The 21,437-nt window shown below is 62.4% G+C and carries 20 protein-coding genes and 1 tRNA gene; 7 read left to right on the top strand and 14 right to left on the bottom strand.

Annotated features, from left to right (window positions below):
- Positions 1-24: 24 nt before the first annotated feature.
- The 6 genes from AAHB08_RS02510 to hinT form a co-directional block, all read right to left on the bottom strand.
- On the bottom strand, positions 25-885 hold the full coding sequence (locus tag AAHB08_RS02510) for a DUF6279 family lipoprotein (protein WP_202045161.1): 861 nt from the start codon (positions 883-885) through the stop codon (positions 25-27).
- Between the two features lie 51 nt (positions 886-936).
- Positions 937-1,800 (bottom strand): phosphotransferase, encoded by an 864-nt coding sequence (locus AAHB08_RS02505; RefSeq protein WP_342057999.1) that lies wholly within the window; start codon positions 1,798-1,800, stop codon positions 937-939.
- A complete protein-coding gene (gene lpoB / locus AAHB08_RS02500; RefSeq protein ID WP_202045159.1) occupies positions 1,790-2,386 on the bottom strand; it encodes a penicillin-binding protein activator LpoB in 597 nt (198 codons plus the stop codon). Before lpoB ends, AAHB08_RS02505 begins: the two co-directional genes overlap by 11 nt.
- Complete coding sequence (locus AAHB08_RS02495; RefSeq protein ID WP_247626719.1) at positions 2,386-2,784, bottom strand: YcfL family protein; 399 nt, start codon at positions 2,782-2,784, stop codon at positions 2,386-2,388. Before AAHB08_RS02495 ends, lpoB begins: the two co-directional genes overlap by 1 nt.
- A 65-nt stretch (positions 2,785-2,849) precedes the next feature.
- The gene (locus AAHB08_RS02490; RefSeq protein ID WP_342057998.1) at positions 2,850-4,283 is read right to left on the bottom strand and encodes a COG3014 family protein; all 1,434 of its coding nucleotides are present in this window, start codon (positions 4,281-4,283) and stop codon (positions 2,850-2,852) included.
- Positions 4,283-4,633: a purine nucleoside phosphoramidase gene (gene hinT, locus AAHB08_RS02485; RefSeq protein WP_043761336.1), complete on the bottom strand. Its 351-nt coding sequence runs from the start codon at positions 4,631-4,633 to the stop codon at positions 4,283-4,285. Before hinT ends, AAHB08_RS02490 begins: the two co-directional genes overlap by 1 nt.
- 258 nt (positions 4,634-4,891) lie before the next feature.
- On the opposite strand from hinT, the gene AAHB08_RS02480 reads away from it, so the two are divergent.
- The gene (locus AAHB08_RS02480; protein ID WP_342057997.1) at positions 4,892-6,904 is read left to right on the top strand and encodes a methyl-accepting chemotaxis protein; all 2,013 of its coding nucleotides are present in this window, start codon (positions 4,892-4,894) and stop codon (positions 6,902-6,904) included.
- Positions 6,905-7,046: 142 nt separating this feature from the next.
- Positions 7,047-7,709 carry a LysE family translocator gene (locus AAHB08_RS02475; protein ID WP_342057996.1) on the top strand — a complete coding sequence of 221 codons (663 nt, stop codon included), beginning with the start codon at positions 7,047-7,049 and terminating at the stop codon, positions 7,707-7,709.
- A gap of 156 nt (positions 7,710-7,865) precedes the next feature.
- Here the strand turns inward: AAHB08_RS02475 and AAHB08_RS02470 are convergent, their stop codons facing one another.
- Positions 7,866-8,741, bottom strand: a complete 876-nt coding sequence (locus tag AAHB08_RS02470; RefSeq protein WP_342057995.1) for a 6-carboxytetrahydropterin synthase — start codon at positions 8,739-8,741, stop codon at positions 7,866-7,868.
- A 79-nt stretch (positions 8,742-8,820) separates the two neighbouring features.
- Here AAHB08_RS02470 and AAHB08_RS02465 point away from each other — a divergent pair, with 79 nt between their 5' ends.
- The 4 genes from AAHB08_RS02465 (at position 8,821) to AAHB08_RS02450 (ending at position 12,532) form a co-directional block, all read left to right on the top strand.
- Positions 8,821-10,164 carry a dihydroorotase gene (locus AAHB08_RS02465; RefSeq protein WP_042649277.1) on the top strand — a complete coding sequence of 448 codons (1,344 nt, stop codon included), beginning with the start codon at positions 8,821-8,823 and terminating at the stop codon, positions 10,162-10,164.
- 226 nt (positions 10,165-10,390) lie between these two features.
- A tRNA-Pro gene (locus AAHB08_RS02460) sits at positions 10,391-10,467 on the top strand.
- A gap of 138 nt (positions 10,468-10,605) precedes the next feature.
- On the top strand, positions 10,606-11,076 hold the full coding sequence (locus tag AAHB08_RS02455) for a CC0125/CC1285 family lipoprotein (RefSeq protein WP_342057994.1): 471 nt from the start codon (positions 10,606-10,608) through the stop codon (positions 11,074-11,076).
- Positions 11,077-11,278: 202 nt separating this feature from the next.
- Positions 11,279-12,532 carry a dicarboxylate/amino acid:cation symporter gene (locus AAHB08_RS02450; protein ID WP_162519107.1) on the top strand — a complete coding sequence of 418 codons (1,254 nt, stop codon included), beginning with the start codon at positions 11,279-11,281 and terminating at the stop codon, positions 12,530-12,532.
- A 54-nt stretch (positions 12,533-12,586) separates the two neighbouring features.
- Here AAHB08_RS02450 and AAHB08_RS02445 read toward each other — a convergent pair whose 3' ends face one another.
- Complete coding sequence (locus AAHB08_RS02445) at positions 12,587-13,033, bottom strand: methyltransferase family protein (protein ID WP_247626726.1); 447 nt, start codon at positions 13,031-13,033, stop codon at positions 12,587-12,589.
- Positions 13,034-13,205: 172 nt separating this feature from the next.
- Between AAHB08_RS02445 and alr the strand changes: the two genes are divergently transcribed.
- Positions 13,206-14,432 (top strand): alanine racemase, encoded by a 1,227-nt coding sequence (alr, locus tag AAHB08_RS02440; protein ID WP_202045151.1) that lies wholly within the window; start codon positions 13,206-13,208, stop codon positions 14,430-14,432.
- 52 nt (positions 14,433-14,484) lie between these two features.
- On the opposite strand, the gene AAHB08_RS02435 is transcribed toward alr, so the two are convergent.
- The 6 genes from AAHB08_RS02435 to AAHB08_RS02410 form a co-directional block, all read right to left on the bottom strand.
- A complete protein-coding gene (locus tag AAHB08_RS02435; RefSeq protein ID WP_106887185.1) occupies positions 14,485-15,444 on the bottom strand; it encodes a TerC family protein in 960 nt (319 codons plus the stop codon).
- A gap of 296 nt (positions 15,445-15,740) precedes the next feature.
- Complete coding sequence (gene oppF / locus AAHB08_RS02430; protein WP_139434112.1) at positions 15,741-16,736, bottom strand: murein tripeptide/oligopeptide ABC transporter ATP binding protein OppF; 996 nt, start codon at positions 16,734-16,736, stop codon at positions 15,741-15,743.
- Positions 16,736-17,716, bottom strand: coding sequence for an ABC transporter ATP-binding protein (gene oppD, locus AAHB08_RS02425; protein WP_043129280.1), 981 nt, complete (start codon positions 17,714-17,716; stop codon positions 16,736-16,738). The genes oppF and oppD overlap by 1 nt, the downstream gene beginning before the upstream one ends.
- A 110-nt stretch (positions 17,717-17,826) precedes the next feature.
- A complete protein-coding gene (gene oppC / locus AAHB08_RS02420) occupies positions 17,827-18,738 on the bottom strand; it encodes an oligopeptide ABC transporter permease OppC (protein ID WP_139434113.1) in 912 nt (303 codons plus the stop codon).
- Between the two features lie 14 nt (positions 18,739-18,752).
- Positions 18,753-19,673: an oligopeptide ABC transporter permease OppB gene (gene oppB, locus AAHB08_RS02415; protein ID WP_041205427.1), complete on the bottom strand. Its 921-nt coding sequence runs from the start codon at positions 19,671-19,673 to the stop codon at positions 18,753-18,755.
- Between the two features lie 96 nt (positions 19,674-19,769).
- Positions 19,770-21,389: an ABC transporter substrate-binding protein gene (locus tag AAHB08_RS02410; RefSeq protein ID WP_342057993.1), complete on the bottom strand. Its 1,620-nt coding sequence runs from the start codon at positions 21,387-21,389 to the stop codon at positions 19,770-19,772.
- Between the last annotated feature and the right edge of the window lie 48 nt (positions 21,390-21,437).

Raw genomic sequence — 21,437 nt, 5'->3', positions numbered from 1 at the left:
CCCTTGCGGCGCGGATCCTGTCAATCAGCGGCTGCGGGTCATGGCCTCGAAGTCCTCCGCATAGTCCTTGAGCAGGGTATAGAGGTGGGCGCGCTGGGAGAGATCCATCGACTGGCTGAGGGCGCTGAGCCACTGTATGGTGCGCTGCCGTGACTGGTCGGTGTAACCGGTGAAGCGGCCATCCATCAGGCCGTCCCCCTGTTGCAGCAGGCGGGTCAGCTCCCTGCCGAAGTCCGGACTCTGACGCTGCTTCATCAGCCGCTCCAGCTCCTTGGTCCAGGCCTCCTGGAACTCCAGCCAGGGGGGCATCATCTCGTATTGCCACTCGGCCCACTGGGCGATAAGCGGCTCCTGGGCCGGCTTCACCTTGCCAATCCAGAACACCAGCCGCTCGCTCATCTTCTCCCGAAACTCCTTGAGCATCTGCGCCTTGGGCTCGGTGGCGAAATCATGCTTGCGCTCCTGCTGGCGCTTCACCCGGTCGGTCATGAAGCGCGCCACCTGGGCATCGGTCAGGGTGCTGGCGAGGCGCACGGTGCGGGGAATGGCGTTCTCCAGGGTGCGGGTCAGGCTGGCCTGGGTGCGATCCAGGTGCAGGGTGACCTGGGCCGGGGTCATGGGGCTGGCCACCGCCCTGGCCAGGGCATCGAGATCCCGGGCATAGATGGGCAGCTCGTGCTGGCGATGCCAGGCCATGAGCCCCTTCACCTCCCTGTCCAGCAGGGTCTTCTGGCTGCGGTCCAGGGAGAAGTAGTCGTCCAGTTGCCAGACGATGGCCGAGTCGAGCCAGTAGTAGATCACCCGGGTCGCGCAGCCGGTCAGCAGCAGGCAGAGCAGCAGCAGGCTCCAGCTGCGGGGTTGACGCCATGAGAATCTGGTCACCATGCATGCCTCCAAGTCGTAGAAAATAAGCGTCGCGCTGGCCCTTGCCCGGATTCACTCCAGGCGCTGGCGGTTGGTGTCGATGAGGGCCTGATAGTCGGGCCCGGGTTGCTGCTCCGCCATCAGCAGTGCCCACAACAGGCCGATGTAATCGACCCAGGGCAGGAAGACATCGGCCTGGAATCCCTTGCCATTGAGCAGCTTATGAGCGCCTCCCCTGCCTTCAAGATAGCAGCTCTCCAACTGGCACCGCAGCTCTTCGCTCCAGCCATGGGTGCGTTGTATGCTGGCCAGCTCGAAGCCGGGATGGCCGGCGGCGCCGTACTCCCAGTCGATGACCCAGGGTCTGTGGCCCAACAAGTTAGCCGGATTGAGATCGTGATGGCAAGGGAGCCAGCAGTCGTCCGGCTCCCGGCTCGCGAGCAGGGCCCGCTCCAGCGCCGGCAACCAGTCAGGGATCCGGGCCAGGCGGCCGCGATAGCCGGCGCTGTGGGCCCGCACCGCCATCACCACCCGGGGCAGCGGCAGGCGATGCAGCCGCGCCAGCACCTCCGCCATCAAGGGCGGTTGCTCGGCGAGGGGCGGCGCCTGCTCGGCCCAGTTCGGCTCGTCGCACCACGCCAGCAGCATCAGGCCGGTGGCGGGATCGCCGTGATGACAGGGCAAGGCCAGGCCCTGCCCCACGGCCCCCTGATAGAGCTGCCACTCGGTGGCCCTGTCGATGCCGAGCCGGACCGGATCCGGGTGGCCGCGCCGCAGGAAGCCGCTCTGCCCCGAGGGCAGATGCAGCCGGTAGTTGCCGTTGGTCAGGCCGCTCGCCAGTGGCTCAAGGCGCCCCTGGTTCCAGGGGGCCGGCAGGCTGGCCAGCAGGGTCAGCTCCGCCAGATCCCCCTGCTGCCGGGTCGCCTCACCAGCCAAAGGTGGAGGTCTTCGCCTGCTTGCGGATCTCTTTCTGGTCGGCCCACAGCAGCTCGCCATTCTCCAGATCCATCAGGTTCATGGTCATCTGGTAGTAGACGTCCTTCACCTTGCCGTTGTCCTTGACGATGCTGGCCAGGTTGCCATAGACCATGTAGCGGGCGCCGGTCTGCTTGCCCAGGCGCACCATGGAGGCGGGATCCACCATGCCGCTGCTCTGCTGGTACTCGAGCTGCTGCTTGACCGCGCTCACCTTGCTCATGTCCACGAAGCGGAACTTGCCGGCGCGCAGCAGCTTGGTGCGCAGGGTGTCCGTGATGGCCTCGGTGTCGATGTGCTCCGAGGTCTTGTTGCGGATGGAGTCCATGAACATCACGGGACGGCCCCCTGCGGTGATCTCGCCCGTGACCGGCGAGGCCAGCATGGAGTCCGCCATCTTGTCGGCGATGGCCTGCAAGTCGGAGGAGCCGTAATCCACTGTCACCGTCTCTGTCTCGGTCGCGTCGCCATAGCTGACGGTGGTGCTGGAGCAGCCGCCCAGCAGCAGGGCAGAGGTCAGGATCAGCAGGGCATGGTTCATTCTCATCAGTTCGATTCCTCAATCACTTCGCGTACGTAAATCCGGTAGCCCCGGGCGGCCGGGCTCGGCGCCAGGGCGGACAGGGTGCGGGTCTGGTAGCCGTGCAGCTTGATGGGGGTCCAGCCGCGGCCATCGCTGGCCACCTCCTGCCCGGCGTCATCATACCAATAGAACAGGTATTGCAGCTTGTTGTCGCCGCGCTGGGTGCTGGCGGCGGCCACGTTGACCTGCAGCAGGCCGTTTTGCTGGCGGCGGCTCAGCTCGGTCAGGGTGACATTGACGTTCTGGTGCTGCTCCGCCACCGCCGCCGCCCCGGGCGCGCCATAGAGCGCCACCCCAGAGGTGTTGGTGGCGCAACCCGCCAGCAGCAGTACCAGCCCGAGGGCCAAGCCATATGCTTTCATCTTGCTCTCCTTGCCGGCGGCCAGGGGCCGAGCCGGTCAGTGTGTGATCTTGCCCAAACGGGCACTCATAGGGGCATCACTCGGGTGCTCAGTCCTGCGCCGAGACGCTGCACCCAGACCAGGGTGGTACGGCCGGCGTGTACTGTGAGGGGCAGGGTGCGCATGGCGCTGCCCGCCCCCAGCCGGAGTTGCACCTCCCCGGCCGGGACCATTCCCTGCCAGCTCGATGCCTCGGCGGGCAGGGTCAACCAGCTGCGGGTATCGGCCCGCTCCGAGAGGGTGTTGAAGATCCCCACCAGGATGTTGCCCACATCTCCCCCCTCCTTGGCGGCGGAGCGTCTGAGCTGCTCCTTGGCCACCAGCCGCAGCGCCTGACGGGTCAGCATGCCGGGCAGCCGCTCCTGCAGATCCTTGGCCGCCAGCGCTTCGAGTCTGACCAGCTCGCTGGTCTGTTCGACTCGCTTGTCCACCGACACCGTCAGCGGGCCGGTGTCGCTGGCCCTGTTGTCGTAATAGGGTACTGCCACGGTGAAGGTACGAAAATCGCCGCTGGAGGTGGAAATCGGCAGGGGCAGGAAGATCTCTCGCCGCGCCGGGATCAGGCCATCTTCAAACAGCACCACCAGCTGGCCCTGATCCCTGGCCAGCGGCGGCGCCTTGCGGCCCACCCTTTTCTCTGTCTCCTTGAGCTCGTCCACCGAGCCGCGTAGCCGGGCCAGGCGCAGCAAGGCATCCTGCAGGCTCCGGTTGTCCGGCGCTATCTGGTAGCCGCGCTGATAGTCCACCCAGGCGTCGTTGAGCTCCCCGGCCGCCTCGTAGAGCACGCCGGAGAAATAGAAGGTGTAGGCGTTCTGGAAACCGTTTTTCACCTGACCTATCAGGCGATCGAGATCGGGGGCCCCGCGCGACATCAGCTGGCGCATCTCCCCTTCAGTTGCGGTATCTGCCTCGGCCTCTTCGCTCTCTTCCTTGGCCTTGCGCACCTCGTCGGCCCGCGCCTTGAGCGCCCGCTCCTGCACCTGGTTGGCGCGGCGCACCTCCACCAGGGCCCCTTCGGCATCCCCCCGTTGCAGGTAGTTCAGCGCCAGATAGTGGTGCAGCATGGTGCGCTCGTAGTCCGGCGCCCGGTAGGCCATGGTCTGATCGTTGGTGAGCAGGCTGCCCGCCTGATCGAGGCCGTGACTCAGGCGATACTGGGCCTGACTGTCTTCCCAGGCGAGCCGGCTGTCGGCGGCGGCAAAGCCCTGCTTGCTGACCCCGTCCTGACCCGCCAGCCAGGCGATGCGCCCTTTCTCAAGCAGATCCAGCACATAGGTGTCGTCCCCCGGGGTCGATTCCCGCACCTTCGGCAGGGCCTCGGCGGCATGCCCCAGCAGCAGCTGGTTGCGCAGGGGCACCATCTGATCGGAATAGGAGACGAAGAGATCTTGCCAGCGGGAGGCGCAGCCGCCCAGCAGCAGACCGGCCAACAGCAGGCCGGTCAATGAGGCGGGACGCATCACAGGCTGAGCAGGGGTCCCAGCGGCTGGCCACCCACCAGGTGCAGGTGGATGTGGTAGACCTCCTGCCCGCCGTGGCGGTTGCAGTTCATGATGAGGCGATAGCCGTCCTCGGCGATCCCGGCATCCGCCGCCAGCTTGCGGGCCACGGTGAACATGCGGCCGAGCGCCAGCTCGTGATCCGGCTCCACGTCGTTGACCGTGGGGATCAGCACATTGGGCACGATCAGAATGTGGGTCTTGGCCTTGGGCTGGATGTCCCGGAACGCGGTCACCAGATCGTCTTGATAAAGGATGTCGGCGGGGATCTCCTTGCGGATGATTTTGCTGAAAATGGTTTCTTGCGCCATGGGTAACTCCTTTATATGAAAAAGAAAATTCAATGCAAAACTCAAGCGACTCCCAAAAATGTCGCCACAGCCCGCCAAGTGTGACACAAGCCGACATTTGACACAGCCGTTGTCCCAATCACTTCAGTTATTGTGAAGAATACCGATAGTGAGGATGACGTCCCGAGTACCCCAGCGGCATTCCCCGTGAGGGCATGCAGGGTACCAAAGGGACGGGGTACTCAGGCAAGGGACTTTTGCATAGACAGCGGGACAATAATGAAACAAACAATGTCAGACCTCTCGATCTTACAGAGAGTCTATCTGGGCTTTGCCATCCTGGTCGCCGTCATGGTCGCCAGCGCGGTACTGACCTTTCGCGGCCAGAGTGAACTCAGCGATGCCCTGGATCAGGTAACACAAGAGTCCATGCCGCTGGTGATCGCCAGCAGCCAGACCCAGATCAGCCTGCTCAGCGCCAACAAGTGGCTCACCGACGTGCTGACCGAGCAGGATCCCAAGCAACTGCCGGCGGAAGTGGCCGAGCTGCAGCAGGCCAAGGGCCAGGTCGACAAGATGCTGACAACCCTCAGGCAGCAGGTGGCGGCGCACCCCGAATTGCAGGGGGAGATGACAGCCCTCGACAAGCTGGTGGCTGACTACCTGCAGCTGACCCAGACCCTGCCCACCGAGCACGAGGCCCTGCTCACCCGGCTGCACAAGGTCAACCAGGCCAAGGGCCAGTTCCAGGTCAGCCTGCCCCAGTTCAAGAAGAACCTCGGCGACATGATGGTCACCGTCGACGACAGCTTCATCAAGATGCTCTCCGAGACCCTGACCACTAAGCTCTCCGCCATCGAGCTCTCCACCATGGATGCCCTCAACCAGAGCATCCCCGCCCCCATCGAAGCGGCGCTCAAGCGCAACAAGATGCAGATCGAGGGCTTCAACAGCACCATCAAGGATCTCCAGGGGGAGCTCAAGGATTTCGACAACAACATGGGCCACTACGTCCATGGCTTCGTGCGCGACACCACCGCCAATGAGGGGGTGCTCGCCCAGTACCTGGCGCTGATGAAGCAGCAACAGAGCATGCGCGAGCAGAGCAAGCAGGCGAGCCAGCTCATCGTCAGCATCCAGAACAAGCTGGAGGGGATCACCGCCCAGAGCCAGCAGCTGATGAACGCCAGCATCAGGGCCTCCGATCGGGTGCAGACCCAGAGCACCCTGACCCAGGGGATCAGCATAGTCATCGCCATCTTCGTCGCCATCCTGGTGGCCTTCACCCTCGGCAAGGCCATCCGCCGCCCCCTGAAAGAGCTGCTGCGGGTACTGACCGAGGTGACCCAGGGTGACATGACCCAGCGGGTCGGCTTCAAGAGCCAGAACGAGTTCGGCCAGCTCGCCAGCCAGATCAACCTGCTGATCCAGCAGATGGGAGACGTGCTCAGGCAGCTCTCCCAGGCCTCGACCCAGCTCAACAGCGCCGCCCACGACAACCGCCACACCACCGAATCGGTGCGGGCGGATCTGGAGAAACAGCGTCAGGAGACCGCCTCGGTCGCCGCCGCCATGACCCAGATGGAGGCCTCGGTGCGGGAGGTGGCCCAGGCCGCCAACCAGACCCTGGAGCGGGTGCAGGACGTGGAGAAGGCCTCCGAGATGGGGCGCAAGGTGATGGCTGGCAACATCACCACCACCCACCAGCTGGCGGGCAAGCTGCAGCAGACCGGCAAGGTGATTGGCGACGTGAGCGCCATGAGCGGCCAGATTGGCAACATCCTCGACGTCATCCGCGGCATCGCCGAGCAGACCAACCTGCTGGCGCTGAACGCCGCCATCGAGGCGGCCCGGGCCGGCGAGCAGGGCCGCGGCTTTGCGGTGGTGGCGGACGAGGTGCGCAACCTGGCCGGTCGCACCGCCCAGTCCACCAGCGAGATCCAGACCATGATAGAGAACCTGCAGCAGGGGGTCGCCCGGGCGGTCAACGTGATGCAGGAGTGCTCCCGCGAGATGGACAGCTGCGTGGATCAGAGCTCCCAGGCCAACAACGCCATGGAGGAGGTGCAGGGCATCGTCGTGCTCATCAGCGACATGTCGAGCCAGATAGCCTCCGCCGCCGAGCAGCAGCAGGCCACCAGCGCCGACATCGCCACCAACCTCAACCGCATCTCCGACATCTCGGATCTCAACTATCAGGGCATAGAGCGGGTCGCCGAGACCAGCCAGCAGCTCGACAACCTGGCCGAGCAGCAGGAGGGGCTGGTGCAGCGCTTCCGTCTCAGCGCCTGACTCATTCCACACTGTATTGTGAAGGGGCCAACGGGCCCCTTTTTCTTGCCGTTTTCATTGCCGCACCGGCCAGAGAGTGAAAGACGGATCCCGATCACGGACAGCCGTCCTCCTCTGGGCCAGCATAGTTCTATGTTTCCTTTTGCGACCCGGTCGCCCTCCGGATGTTGTCATTATCTCCCTTAGCCAGTTACTGCTGTTTGCCGCCGCCTCCCTGCTGATGGCGCTCACCCCGGGCCCGAACATGATCTACCTGCTCTCCCGCTCCCTCTGCCAGGGGCGGATGGCGGCCATCATGTCATGGGGCGGCGTGGTGCTCGGCTTCAGCGTCCACATGCTGTGCGCCGCCGTTGGCCTGACCGCGCTCTTCATGGCGATCCCCATGGGCTATGAGCTGCTCAAAGTCGCCGGCGCCCTCTACCTGTTGTGGATGGCCTGGCAGGGGATAAAACCTGGCTCGACCTCCCCGTTCGAGCCATCATCCTTGCCTGCTCATTCCTCCGGCCGGCTGTTTCTGATGGGCCTGCTCACCAGCGTGCTCAACCCCAAGGTCGCCATCTTCTATCTCTCGGTGTTGCCCCAGTTCATCTCACCGGATGTGGGCTCCGTGCTCGGCCAGAGCCTGCAGCTCGGCACTGTACAACTGCTTATCAGCGCCGCCGTCAACCTGGGGGTAGCCCTCTCTGCCGCCCATATCTCGGGCTGGTTTGCCCGCCACCGGCTCTGGCTAGCAGTGCAGCGCTACCTGATGGCAACGGTACTGGGTCTGCTCGCCGTGCGTCTGTTGGCCCAAGGCCGCAGTTAGGCGAGACATTGCAGTCACCACGCTGATGGCCACTGTGCTCGGTTTGCTTGCCGTCCGTCTGCTGGCTCAGGGCCGCAGTTAAGGCCTGGCCGCCCTCAAGCAGGCAACAAAAAGGCTCCCATCGGGAGCCTTTTACTTTGAACAGGAGATGCCCGTTCAGGCGTAGGCGATGGCGCCCTTGCCGACCCCTTCATAGGCGACAATCTTGACGAACTTCTCCCCCACCTGCTTCTTCACTTCGCGGGCGATATAGTGGGCCAGCAGCTCTATGGTGGTGTCCGTGTCTATCATCTCCACCTCGGCGGCCGGCATGGCGAGCTGGAACAGCCCCTGGGGCGCCAGGTACTTGAAGCCCTGGTGGTGTTCCCCCAGATGGGCCTTGGCCAGCTCGCTCAACGCCAGCTCGGAGAGGGCCACCTTGTCCTCTTGGGTGCCGAGGTAGATGTCTGCCCAGCGCTCGGCCCAGTTCAGCTCCAGCTCCTCGTCGCGCGCCCCGTCCACCTCGATCTCCACCGGAGAGCGATGACCGTGGGCGATGCGCTGGCAGTTGCCGTCGTGCTTCTTCAGGCCGTGGCTGTAGTGGTAGAAGGCGCCCTCTATCTTCTCCTGGCGCAGGGTCAGGGAGAGATCCTTGATGTTGCCGGGCAGCCGCTTGGCCAGCACCGCCAGCAGATAGCGGGTCACCGACTCCTTGTCCACCTGGGGCGCGGGTATGAAGGCAAAGCCCTGGGTCGGGCAGCGCAGGTGGATGGAGCGCCCCGGGCGCAGCAGATCCACCGTGCACTCGTCGCCGTCCAGAGCGTGGACATGGACCAGGGGGCTCTCGGCCGGCACCAGCAGCTTGTGATCCACCTCTTCATCGATGATCGACTTGACGAGCTTCTTCACCCGGCCGAAATCCAGCAGCATGCTCATCTCGTTGAGCTCGCCGCTCATCTCGATGTCCACCAGCCAGCTCTCCCCTACCATGCCGCGACGCTCGCACAGATAGCTAGAATCGATCACAGTCAAATCTCTAACAAATAACTTCATTACTCAGGCCTTGCTACAGAGAAAGTGCAGTTTGCGATATTATGACCCCGGATTATCGGCAAAGGAACTGGAACCCCCCATGAACAAATTGCTTATCAAGAATGCCACCCTGGTCAACGAAGGCCGCATCTATGCTTCCGACGTCTTGATCGAGGGTGAGCGGATCGCCCGCATCGCTCCGGACATCAGCGCCCCCGATGCCGTGGTGATCGATGCCGCAGGCCGTCACCTCATCCCCGGGATGATCGATGATCAGGTCCATTTCCGGGAGCCTGGCCTGACCCACAAGGGGACCATCGCCAGTGAATCCCGGGCCGCCGTCGCCGGTGGCACCACCAGTTTCATGGAAATGCCCAACGTCAATCCCCAGACCACCACCATCGACGCCCTCGAAGCCAAATACCAGATAGCCGCCAACTCCGCCGCCGCCAACTACAGCTTCTACCTAGGTGCCACCAACGACAACCTGGAAGAGATCAAGAAGCTCGATCCCAAGCAGTCCTGCGGCATCAAGATCTTCATGGGGGCCTCCACCGGCAACATGCTGGTGGACAACCAGGAGACACTGGCGGCCATCTTCCGCGAGAGCCCGGTGATGATAGTCACCCACTGCGAGGACACCCCCAGCATCAAGGTGCTGGAAGACGAGGCCCGCGCCAAGTGGGGCGAGGATGTGCCGATGCGCGAGCACGGCCGCATCCGCAGCGCCGACGCCTGCTACAAATCCTCCAGCATGGCGGTCTCCCTGGCCAAGCAGTACGGCGCCAAGCTGCACGTGCTGCACCTGACCACGGCCAAGGAGCTGTCGCTCTTCACCGCCACCCCGGATCTGAAGGATCTCAAGGACAAGAACATCACCGCCGAGGTGTGCGTCCATCATCTGTTCTTCAACGAGGCGGACTACGACACCCTGGGCAGCCAGATCAAGTGCAACCCGGCGGTGAAGAGCGCCGCCGACCAGCACGCCCTGCTGGATGCGGTGCGCAACGACGTGCTCGACATCATCGCCACCGACCACGCCCCCCACACCTGGGAAGAGAAGCAGAACAGCTACTTCAAGGCGCCGTCCGGCGTGCCCCTGGTGCAGCACTCCCTGCAGGCGCTGCTGGAGCTCTACCACAACGGCGTCTTCTCGCTGGAAACCATCGTCAAGAAGACCTCCCACGCGGTGGCCGAGCGCTTCCAGGTGCAGGATCGCGGCTACATCCGCGAGGGCTACTTCGCGGATCTGGTGCTGCTGGATCTCGGCAAGCCCTATGTGGTCAACGACAGCAACCTGCTCTACCTGTGCGGCTGGTCCCCCTTCAACGGCTACCGCTTCCAGAGCACCATCGAAATGACCCTGGTGAACGGCCAGATCGCCTGGCAGAACGGTCAGGTCACCGATCAGGTACTGGGCAAGCGACTGACCTTCAACCGCTGATCTCTGCTTGAGAGCGACGCCTGTCACTCACGCCAGACGGCCGCCCACCAGGGCGGCCGTTTTTCATGCAAGACGGAGGTGAGGTGCCGACAAAATGCACCACTGGTCGCACTTTGATCCGAAGTTGCTCGCAAAGCAGGCAAACGATCTCGAACCGGGATTTCCCCTGTTGACAGGGTCGGGGCATCTCCATAAACTCCCTCCCCGTCAGCCGAGCTGACTCCGTCGGTGTGTAGCGCAGCCAGGTAGCGCATCTGCATGGGGTGTAGAGGGTCGGAGGTTCGAATCCTCTCACACCGACCAAATTCCCCGAGAAAGGCCTTGTCAGACGACAAGGCCTTTTCTTTTTGCCCCTCCGCGGCGGCGCCCAGGCCGGCGATTGTCTCGTGGGCTGTGCTGTGCTGTGCTGTAGTGACACCCTCTTTGCCAAGGGCCGGCACCATGTCACCAAGCTCCCCCCTCTTGTTCGTCCTCGTCCTGTGCGGCTCGCTGCTGCTCGGCGGCTGCGCCACTTCCTATGACAGCGAGAAGTCCTTCTGGAACGGCCAGACAGGTTTCTCCCAGACCCGGCTCGGGGCGACCCGCTGGCAGCTGGAGTTTGTGGGCAACGATCTGGTGGACAGGGAGACGGCCCGCAAGTACGTGCTCAAGCGAGCGGGGGAGATGGCGCTGGCGCAGGGGTATGCCTGGGTGCAGGTGCAATCGCTGACCCTGTCGCGGGATGCGGTCAGGGTCACCCCGACCCGTCCCTGGTTCGGTTTCGATGAGTACGAACCCGACACCTTCATGGACGAGATGCAGGTAGAGCACCGCACCTCGGCACTGCTGATCTTCTCCCTGGGGAGAGCCCCATTGGACGATCAGAGTCTGGAAGCTATTTATCTGGCAAAGATGAAAATAAACAGTGATTAATATAATTAATTTACAAGATCTACATCACATACAACTAATTGCAACATAAAGTTCTGATATAAGTCGCTGGATTTCCCCTTCGTGATTAGGCATGCTGCCAGCATACCGGCTGTCAGGATTCCATGGCCCGGATCACAAAAACGGACTTAGGTGGTACCCTCCCCACCTGCACAGGCACTGCACATATCGAGACTGTCCCCCCATGAAAATGAACAAATTGACCGTTGCCATCCTCATTGCGATGTTGCTTGGCATTTTTACCGGGCAAGGCTATCGCCTGTTTGCCCCGGCCCAGGCCGCCACCTTTGCCAGTGACATCACCCTGCTGACCGACATCTTCCTGCGCCTCATCAAGATGATCATCGCCCCCCTGGTGTTCACTACCCTGGTGGTCGGCATCGCCAAGATGGGCGACACCCGCACCGTGGGGCGCATCGGCGCCAAGACCCTGGGCTGGTTCATGCTGGCTTCCCTGATGTCATTGACCCTGGGGCTGGTGATGGTGCACCTGATGCAGCCCGGGGTCGGCCTCTCCCTCTCCCTGCCCGATGACGGCGCGAGCTCAGGGGTGGCCGCCACCGCCATCTCCCTCAAGGACTTCGTGACCCACGCCATCCCGAAAAGCGTGATCGAGGCCATGGCCACCAACGAGATCCTGCAGATCGTGGTGTTCTCCCTCTTCTTCGGGCTGGCTGCCGCCGCCCTGGGGGATGCCGCCAAACCCGTGGTCAAGCTGATGGCAAGCAGCGCCGAGATCATGCTGAAGGTGACCGGCTACGTGATGAACTTCGCCCCGTTCGCGGTATTCGGCGCCATCGCCGCCATGGTCGCCAAGGAGGGGCTCGGCATCCTCGCCACCTATGGCACCTTCATGGCCCAGTTCTACCTGGCCCTGGCCTGCCTCTGGCTGCTGCTCATCGCCATGGGCAGCCTCTTCATCCGCCGCCGCATCCTGACCCTGCTGGCCATGATCCGCGAGCCCATCCTGCTCGCCTTCTCCACCGCCAGCTCCGAGGCCGCCTATCCCAAGACCCTGGACAGGCTGGAGAAATTCGGCTGCGACAAGCGCATCGCCAGCTTCGTGCTGCCCATGGGCTACTCCTTCAACCTGGACGGCTCCATGATGTACTGCACCTTCGCGGTGATGTTCATCGCCCAGGCCTATGGCATCGAGCTCAGCATGGCCCAGCAGATCACCATGCTGCTGCTGCTGATGGTCACCTCCAAGGGGATGGCCGGGGTGCCGCGCGCCTCCCTGGTGGTGATCGCCGCCACCCTGAACCAGTTCCAGATCCCGGAGGCCGGCATACTGCTGCTGCTCGGCATAGACCACTTCCTGGACATGGGGCGCTCCGCCACCAACGTGCTGGGCAACGCCATCGCCGCCAGCGTGGTGGCCAAGACGGAAGACAGCCTGGGAGAGACCCAGACCGAGGGCGAACTCGCCAAGGCTTGAATCAAGAAGACCCGGCAAAAGGCCCGCAACTGCGGGCCTTTTTTCGTTTGGTGCTCAGCACCAGCGCCTCACTCGCCGGCAGTACTGCACATAGGGGATGCCGAAGCGGGCACGCAGGGCACGCTCCTCCGGCAGGATCTGGAAGCGGGTGAGCCAGCCCAGCAACAGCAGCGGCCCGAGCCAGACCCAGGGGCCCCCGAGATAGCAGGCCAGCGCCAGCAACCAACACAGTAGCCCCAGGTACATGGGGTTGCGGCTGATGCGATAGACCCCCCGGGTCACCAGCACCCGGCTCTGCTGCAAGCGCACGGGATTGACCGTGGTGCGCTGACGGGCAAAGTGCAACAAGGCCCCGCCGCCGAACACGGCGCCCACCAGCAGCAGGGCTCCTGCCAGGATCAGCAAGACGCCCCTCCCCCTGTCATCTCCGGCTCCCAGCCACATGGCGAGCGCGATGACGACAAACAGTAGCAAAGGTGGGATACGCAGCTCGAAACGCATATTTTCTTCCTGCAAAAAGTGCCACGAATGGCGCCAATAAGATACACTCTCGTCGTCGTCAAATTATAAAAAATGGATAAATATCATCCACATACGAATAAATTCCCAGGCGACTAACGCTCGCGTCCACACCCGGACGCCCCCAACCTCAACAATAAGAAGGTATCATCCCATGCACAAGAAAACCCTGCTCGCGACCCTGGTCTTCGGGTTGCTCGCCGGCCAGGCCGTCGCCGCCCCCTATCTGCCCCTGGCCAGTGACACCCGCAACGGTCAGGAGCAGACCGCCGCCAACGCCTGGCTGGAGGTGGATTTGACCGCCTTCGAGCACAACATCCAGACCCTCAAGGATCGTCTCGGCGACAAGGGCCCGCAGATCTGCGCCATCATGAAGGCCGACGCCTACGGTCACGGCATCGATCTGCTGGTCCCCTCCGTGGTCAAGGCGGGCATTCCCTGCATCGGCATCGCCAGCAATGAAGAGGCCCGGGTGGCCCGCGAGAAGGGCTTCGAGGGCCGTCTGATGCGGGTCCGTGCCGCTACCCCGGCCGAAGTGGAGCAGGCCCTGCCCTACAAGCTGGAAGAGCTGGTGGGCAGCCTGGAGAGCGCCAAGGGGATCGCCGACATCGCCCAGCGCCACCATACCAACATTCCGGTGCACATAGGTCTGAACTCCGCCGGCATGAGCCGCAACGGCATCGATCTTCGCCAGGCGGACGCCAAGGAAGATGCCCTGGCTATGGTCAAGCTCCAGGGGATCACCCCGGTCGGCATCATGACCCACTTCCCGGTGGAAGAGAAAGAGGACGTCAAGCTGGGGCTGGCCCAGTTCAAGCTGGACTACCAGTGGCTGATCGAGGCGGGCAAGCTGGATCGCAGCAAGCTCACCATCCACGCCGCCAACTCCTTCGCCACCCTGGAAGTGCCGGAAGCCTACTTTGACATGGTACGCCCGGGCGGCATCATCTACGGCGACACCATCCCCTCCTACACCGAATACAAGAAGGTGATGGCGTTCAAGACCCAGGTCGCCTCGGTGAACCACTACCCGGCGGGCAACACAGTCGGCTATGACCGCACCTTCACCCTCAAGCGCGACTCCCTGCTCGCCAACCTGCCGCTCGGTTACTCCGACGGCTACCGCCGGGCGCTCAGCAACAAGGCCTATGTGCTGATCCAGGGCCAGAAGGTGCCCGTGGTGGGCAAGACCTCCATGAACACCATCATGGTGGACGTGACCGATCTCAAAGGGGTGAAGCCCGGTGACGAGGTGGTGCTGTTCGGCCGTCAGGGTGAGGCCGAGGTGAAACAGGCGGATCTGGAGGAGTACAACGGCGCCCTGCTGGCGGACATGTACACCATCTGGGGTTACACCAACCCCAAGAAGATCAAGCGCTAAGCACGGATCTGATATGAAAAGGGCTCCCGAGGGAGCCCTTTTTTGCGGGTACTTACACCGTCTTCTGGTCGGTCACCTTCTTGCGGGTCACCCAGAGGCTGAGCCCCATGGAGGCCAGCAGGATCAGGGCCACCACGCCCAAGGCGATGCCGGTCGGTATCTTGAAGATGTCCAGCAGCAGCATCTTGACCCCGATGAACATCAGGATCAGCGCCAGACCGTATTTCAGCAGGGCGAAGCGCTCGGCGACGCCGGCCAGCAGGAAGTACATGGCGCGCAGGCCCATGATGGCGAAGATGTTGGAGGTCAGCACGATGAAGGGATCCGTGGTCACCGCGAAGATGGCCGGGATGCTGTCCACCGCGAAGATGAGATCGCTCACCTCCACCAGCACCAGGATGAGCAGCAGCGGGGTGGCATAGCGCACACCGTCACGCCAGACGAAGAAGTTCTCCCCCTCCAGGGTCTCGGTCACCTTGAAGCGGCGACGCATCCAGCCCAGCAGCGGGTTGTTGGCGAGATCCGGCTCCTTGTCGGCGGCCCACAGCATCTTGACCCCGGTCAGCAGCAGGAAGGCGCCAAACAGGTAGAGGATCCAGTGGAACTGCTCGATGAGCCAGCTGCCCGCGAACACCATGCCGGCACGCATGACGATGGCGCCCAGCACCCCGTACAGCAGCACCCGGCGCTGCAGCTCGGCCGGAATGGCGAAGTAGCCAAACAGCATCAGCCAGACGAAGACGTTGTCCACCGCCAGCGCCTTCTCGATGAGGTAGCCGGTGAGGAACTCCAGCCCCTTCTCGTTGGCGATCTCACGCCCGGCACTGTGATCCAGCCAGAGCCAGATGGCCAGGTTGAACAGCAGGGCCACGCTGACCCAGACGAGGGACCAGATCCCCGCCTCTTTCAGGGACACCTTGTGCGCCTTGCCGCCGCCGACAAAGCGGATGTCAATCCACAACAGGACCAGCACTATGCTGAAGAAACCGGTCCACATCCACCATTCACCCATTTTTCACTTCTCCCAAAACGACAAAACCCACGACCGAGAGGCGTGGGTTTGCGTTTGGAGCAGATACACCTTGCCTCTCGGCAAGGTCTCACTTACAGCCAATGTTCATCGACTGCCCGGCTGCCGGGTGCACTGCAGGATATGGGTGCACCGTAATGACGACAAACCGGCGAGAAGTTACTCCCCTTGTGCGGCGGATAGTAACAGCCTCCAAAGGTGGCGCCAAGGGGCATCTTCACCGCGAATGGAAATAAAACGGGGCACCACCTGGGTGCCCCGCATGCTCGTTCACGCCCTCAGAGTGGATCCACCTTGAGGCAGGAGACGGCGTGATCGAAGTTCCCCTCCAGCATGGGGCGGGTCTTGGCGCACTCGGGGCCCGCCACCGGGCAACGGGTACGGAACACGCAGCCGGACGGCGGGTTCATGGGGGACGGCAGGTCCCCCTCCAGGATCTGGATCACCTTGTTGCGTTCCAGATCCGGATCCGGAATGGGCACGGCCGACATCAGCGCCTTGGTGTAGGGATGCAGGGGATTGGCGAAGATCTCCTGACGGGTGCCAAGCTCCACCGCGTTGCCCAGATACATCACCAGCACCCGATCCGAGATGTGTTTGACCACGGACAGGTCGTGGGCGATGAAGATGAGGGAGAGCCCCATCTCCTTTTGCAGGGACTTGAGCAGGTTCACCACCTGGGCCTGGATGGAGACATCCAGCGCCGAGACAGGCTCGTCGCAGATGATCATCTTGGGCTCCAGGATCAGCGCCCGGGCGATGCCGATGCGCTGGCACTGGCCGCCGGAGAACTCGTGGGGGTAGCGGTTCACCAGGTTGGGCAACAGCCCCACCTTGGTCATCATGGCCCGCACCTTCTCCTTCACCTGCTCCCTGGAGAGATTGGGATAGAAGGTGACCAGGGGCTCGGCGATGATGTCGCCAATGGTCATGCGCGGGTTCAAGGAGGCCAGCGGGTCCTGGAAGATCATCTGGATCTCCTTGCGCTTCTCCCGCAGCGCCCCCTGCTCCAGCTTGGTCAGATCCTGGCCCAGCCACACCACCTTGCCGTCGGTGGCCGGCACCAGGCCTATCAGGGCCCGGGCGAAGGTGGACTTGCCACAGCCGGACTCCCCCACCACCCCCAGGGTCTCCCCCTCGTAGAGCCGCAGGGTGACGCCATCCACCGCCTTCAGGGCGGAGGGCTTGGCCCAGGGCCAGGCCTTGTCACTCTTGATGCTGAAGTGAACCTTGAGGTCGGACACTTCCAGCAGCAGTTTCTTGTCAGTACCCATCAGTTCACCCCCTTGATCATGGCATCCGATACCCAATGGCAGGCCCTTGTCCGTCCGTCGCCGAAGGGGGTCAGGACGGGAGATTGCTGGCCGCAAATCTCGTGTGCCCGGTGGCAACGCTCCTGGAAGGGGCAGCCGGTGGGCAGACGCAGCAGGTTGGGCGGATTGCCCGGTATGGTGGGCAGCACTTCCCCTTCGGTATCGAGACGGGGAATGGCGCGCAGCAAGCCTTCGGTATAGGGGTGGCTCGGGCGATAGAAGATGTCGTTGACCCGGCCGTACTCCATGGTGCGGCCGGCGTACATCACCAGCACCTTGTCACAGATGCCCGCCACCACGCCAAGATCGTGGGTGATCATGACGATGGCGGTGTTGAACTCCCGCTTGAGCTCGTTCATCAGGGTCATGATCTGGGCCTGCACCGTCACGTCCAGCGCCGTGGTCGGCTCATCGGCGATGAGCAGTTGCGGCCGGCACAGGAGCGCCATGGCGATCATCACCCGCTGGCGCATGCCGCCGGAGAACTCGTGGGGGTACATGTTCATTCGCTTGCGCGACTCGGGGATCTTCACCGCGTCCAGCATGCGCACCGACTCCTCGAACGCCGCCGCCTTGCTCACTCCCTTGTGCAGCATCAGCACTTCCATCAGCTGATCCTTCACCTTCATATAGGGGTTCAGGGAGGTCATGGGGTCCTGGAAGATCATGGCGATCTTCTCGGAGCGGATCTTGTTGAGCTTGTGCTCAGGCAGATTCAGGATCTCGTCCCCCTGAAACTTGGCCGAGCCGGTAATGATGCCGTTCTTGGCGAGCAGCCCCATGATGGCAAAGGCCGTCTGGGACTTGCCTGATCCTGACTCACCGACGATCCCCAGGGTCTCGCCGGCAGAGAGGGAGAAGTTGAGGTCGTTGACCGCCACCACATTGCCGTCCGGGGTCTTGAACTCGACCCGCAGATCTTTCACATCCAGTAATTTCATATCAGCACTCCTTATCGCGCTGTCGTGATGCCAGCCTGCCCATCCCGTGAACGCAGTGCGTTCTCTGGACGGGTCTTATGGCCCCTTGGCGTCTTGCCTGTCCCTTGGTGTCAGCGATCCTTTGGATCCAGGGCATCACGCAGACCATCCCCGAGGAAGTTGAAGCAGAACAGGGTCACCACCATGAAACCGGCGGGGAACAGGAGTTGCCAGATGGCCACTTCCATCGACTTGGAGCCTTCATCCAGCAGGGCACCCCAGCTGGTCATGGGCTCTTGCACACCCAGCCCCAGGAAGCTCAGGAAGGATTCGAACATGATCATGCCAGGCACCAGCAGGGTCGCGTAGACCGCCACTATCCCGAGCACGTTGGGCACGATATGACGGGTGATGATCTTCCACTTGGAGACGCCGCAGACGTGGGCCGCCTCGATGAACTCCTTGCTCTTGAGGCTCAGGGTCTGGCCTCGCACTATCCGTGCCATGTCGAGCCAGCTCACCGCGCCTATGGCGAGGAAGATGAGGGCCAGGTTGCGACCGAAGAAGGTCACCAGCATGATCACGAAGAACATGAAGGGGAAGGCGTTGAGGATCTCGAGCACCCGCATCATCAGGCTGTCGACCCGACCGCCGATGAAGCCGGAGGCGGCACCGTACAGGGTGCCGATGATGACGGCCACCAGGGCCCCCATGATACCGACCATGAGGGAGATGCGGCCACCCAGCAGGGTGCGCACGAACAAGTCGCGCCCCAGGCTGTCGGTGCCGAACCAGTGTCCCGTCTCCATGTCAGGGGCGGCCTGCATGGCTCCCCAGTCCGGATCGTCGAAGGTGTATTGGGAGAGATGCGGCCCGACGATCACCGCCAGACCAATGATGGTCAGGATGATGAGACTGGTCAGGGCCGCCTTGTTGCGCAGGAAACGGCGACGGGCATCCTTCCACAGGGAGCGTCCTTCCACCACTTCCACTTTCTGGGCGAACGCCTCGACGGCTTCGCGCTTTTCAGTTGTGACTACCATGATGTACTCCCGGCTTAGTAACGGATCTTGGGATCGATGACGGCATAGAGAATATCGACCACGGCGTTAAAGGTGATGGTGAGGGCGCCGACCAGTATGGTCAGACCGAGCACCATGGAGTAATCACGGTTGAGGGCACCGTTGACGAACAGCTGGCCAATCCCCGGCAGGCCGAAGATGGTCTCGATGACCACGGAGCCGGTGATGATGCCCACGAACGCCGGGCCCAGGTAGGAGACCACCGGCAGCATGGCCGGACGCAGCGCGTGTCGCAGGATGATATGGCGCAGCGGCAGCCCCTTGGCGCGGGCGGTACGGATGAAGTTGGAGTTCATGGTCTCAATCATGCTGCCACGCATGATGCGGGAGATGGCGGAGATGTAGTACATCATCATGCCGAACACCGGCAGCACCATGAACTGCACCCCGCCCCCCTGCCAGCCTCCCGCCGGGAACCAGCCCAGGTAGATACTGAAGAAGAGCACCAGCAAGGGTGCCAGCACGAAGCCGGGTATCACCACCCCGGCCATGGCCGACGACATCAGCAGATAGTCGATGAGGGTGTTCTGTTTCAAGGCCGCAATGGTGCCGAACGTGACTCCCAGCGTCACCGCCAGCAGGAAGGCGACCGAACCAATCTTGGCGGAGACCGGCAGCGCCTGGCTCACCAGATCGTTGACGGTGAAATCCTTGTATTTGAAGGAGGGCCCCAGATCCCCCTGGACCAGGTTGCCCAGATAGGTGAGGTATTGCACGCCGATGGGCTTGTCCAGGCCATATTTGGCCTCGATGTTGGCAAGCACTTCCGGCGGCAGGGCGCGTTCGCTGGTAAAGGGGTTACCCGGCGCGAAACGCATCATGAAGAAGGAGACTGTGATCAAGACCAGCAGAGTCGGGATCGCTTCCAGTAGACGTTTAAGGATGAATTTCAACATAGACATTTCCTGTCCTGTACTGCTTCCAAAGGGTCGCGGTTGTAATAAAGGCCCGCCGTCCGGCGGGCCTGCTTGTTATGCGACTTGTTTCTTTACTCAGTGAGCAATGATGTACATGTCTTTGCTGTAGAGGTTGTCCAGCGGGTTGGCCGGGTAGCCGCCCACATAGGGCTTGACCATGCGGGAGGTCACGTACTGATAGATGGGGGCGATCGGCATGTCCTTGGCCAGGATATCTTCGGCCTGGACATAGAGCTTGTTGCGCGCATCCGCATCCACCTGATTGCGGGACTCGCTCATCAGCTTGTCAAAGGCGGTGTTGGAGTACTTGCCGTCGTTGTTGCCGTGGGTGGTCTGCATCAGATCCAGCATGGAGGAGGCTTCGTTGTAGTCCGCAATCCAGCCGGCGCGACCCACGTCGAAGTTACCCTGCTTCTTGGTTTCCAGGTAGGTCTTCCACTCCTGATTCACCAGGCTCACCTGCACGCCCAGCTTCTTCCACATGGAGGCGACGGCCACGGCCACCTTCTTGTGGTTGTCGTCAGTGTTGTAGAGCAGCTCGAACTTGAGCGGCTTGCCCGGGCCGTAACCGGCCTCGGTCAGCAGCTCTTTCGCCTTGGCGTCACGCTCGGCCTGGGTCAGCTTGGACCAGGCCGGGGCCACCGGCTTGAAGCCATCCACGAAGTCAGGCACCAGGGTGTAACCCGGGGTCTCGCCCTTGCCCATCACCTTGTCGGCGATCACGTTGCGATCGATGGCATAAGAGAGCGCGGTACGCACCCGCACGTCGTCAAACGGCTTGTGCTTGAAGTTGTACTGGTAGTAGTAGGTGCCCACATAACCGCTCACCTGCACCTCGTTCGGGTGCTCCTTCTTCATCTGCTTGAAGCGCTCGATGGGCATGTTGTAGGTGAGATCGACTTCACCGGCCAGGTAGCGGTTCAGCTCGGCGTTGGTGGACTGGATGGGCAGGTAGGTGACCTTCTCGATCACTGTCTTGGCGTTGTTCCAGTAGCTGGGGTTGCGCTCGACGTCGACGCGCTCGTTGACCACCCAATCCTTCAGCACATAGGCGCCGTTGGAAACCATGCTGCCGGGCTGGGTCCACTTGTCACCAAACTTCTCGACCACTTTCTTCGGCACCGGGTAGGTGGTGGTGTGGGAGAGCATGCTGACGAAGTAAGGCACCGCCTTCTCCAGCTGTACTTCGAAGGTGTAGTCGTCGCTGGCTTTCACCCCCAGGGTGTCGGCCGGTTTCTTGCCACCAATGATGTCGGTAGCGTTGACTATGGTCGGGATCTCCATGTACCAGGAGTAAGGAGAAGCCGTCTTGGGATCCACCGCGCGCTGGAAGGCGAAGACGAAATCATGGGCGGTGACCGGATCCCCGTTGGACCACTTGGCATCTTTGCGCAGGTGGAACACGAAGTGTTTGTTGTCCTTGGTTTCCCAGGACTCGGCGACGCCGGGCAGGGTTTCACCCTTGGGGCCTGAGGTGACGAGACCCTCGAACAGGTCACGCAGAATATTGGATTCAACCGTTCCTTCGGTCTTGTGCGGATCCAGGGTGGCTGGCTCGGAGCCATTGCCTTTCACCAGAGTCTGCTCGGGGGCGAGCTTGGTGCCGGCGGGGACGTCGGCGGCCTGGGCCAGGGTGGCGCCACCAAAGAGTGCAGTCAATAAAAGGGTATTAATAATTGTTTTTCTATGAGTCATTTCCATACTCCAACAAGAACATTCCATGCATTTGTCCATTCACGAGAT

The organism is Aeromonas sp. OTU364, from assembly GCF_038440395.1.
Taxonomy (GTDB): Bacteria; Pseudomonadota; Gammaproteobacteria; order Enterobacterales; family Aeromonadaceae; genus Aeromonas.
The sequence above is the reverse complement of the archived record's forward strand: the minus strand, read 5'-3'. Positions and strand labels throughout refer to the sequence as shown.

Coding starts and splice junctions, on each gene's coding strand:
- AAHB08_RS02410 (WP_342057993.1), bottom strand. CDS start 21,389: ATGACTCATAGAAAAACAATTATTAATACCCTTTTATTGACTGCACTC.
- AAHB08_RS02480 (WP_342057997.1), top strand. CDS start 4,892: ATGAAACAAACAATGTCAGACCTCTCGATCTTACAGAGAGTCTATCTG.
- AAHB08_RS02510 (WP_202045161.1), bottom strand. CDS start 885: ATGGTGACCAGATTCTCATGGCGTCAACCCCGCAGCTGGAGCCTGCTG.
- oppF (WP_139434112.1), bottom strand. CDS start 16,736: ATGGGTACTGACAAGAAACTGCTGCTGGAAGTGTCCGACCTCAAGGTT.
- AAHB08_RS02435 (WP_106887185.1), bottom strand. CDS start 15,444: ATGGGTGAATGGTGGATGTGGACCGGTTTCTTCAGCATAGTGCTGGTC.
- AAHB08_RS02465 (WP_042649277.1), top strand. CDS start 8,821: ATGAACAAATTGCTTATCAAGAATGCCACCCTGGTCAACGAAGGCCGC.
- oppB (WP_041205427.1), bottom strand. CDS start 19,673: ATGTTGAAATTCATCCTTAAACGTCTACTGGAAGCGATCCCGACTCTG.
- lpoB (WP_202045159.1), bottom strand. CDS start 2,386: ATGAGAATGAACCATGCCCTGCTGATCCTGACCTCTGCCCTGCTGCTG.
- oppD (WP_043129280.1), bottom strand. CDS start 17,716: ATGAAATTACTGGATGTGAAAGATCTGCGGGTCGAGTTCAAGACCCCG.
- AAHB08_RS02470 (WP_342057995.1), bottom strand. CDS start 8,741: ATGAAGTTATTTGTTAGAGATTTGACTGTGATCGATTCTAGCTATCTG.
- oppC (WP_139434113.1), bottom strand. CDS start 18,738: ATGGTAGTCACAACTGAAAAGCGCGAAGCCGTCGAGGCGTTCGCCCAG.
- AAHB08_RS02455 (WP_342057994.1), top strand. CDS start 10,606: ATGTCACCAAGCTCCCCCCTCTTGTTCGTCCTCGTCCTGTGCGGCTCG.
- AAHB08_RS02450 (WP_162519107.1), top strand. CDS start 11,279: ATGAAAATGAACAAATTGACCGTTGCCATCCTCATTGCGATGTTGCTT.
- AAHB08_RS02445 (WP_247626726.1), bottom strand. CDS start 13,033: ATGCGTTTCGAGCTGCGTATCCCACCTTTGCTACTGTTTGTCGTCATC.
- alr (WP_202045151.1), top strand. CDS start 13,206: ATGCACAAGAAAACCCTGCTCGCGACCCTGGTCTTCGGGTTGCTCGCC.
- hinT (WP_043761336.1), bottom strand. CDS start 4,633: ATGGCGCAAGAAACCATTTTCAGCAAAATCATCCGCAAGGAGATCCCC.
- AAHB08_RS02490 (WP_342057998.1), bottom strand. CDS start 4,283: ATGCGTCCCGCCTCATTGACCGGCCTGCTGTTGGCCGGTCTGCTGCTG.
- AAHB08_RS02495 (WP_247626719.1), bottom strand. CDS start 2,784: ATGAAAGCATATGGCTTGGCCCTCGGGCTGGTACTGCTGCTGGCGGGT.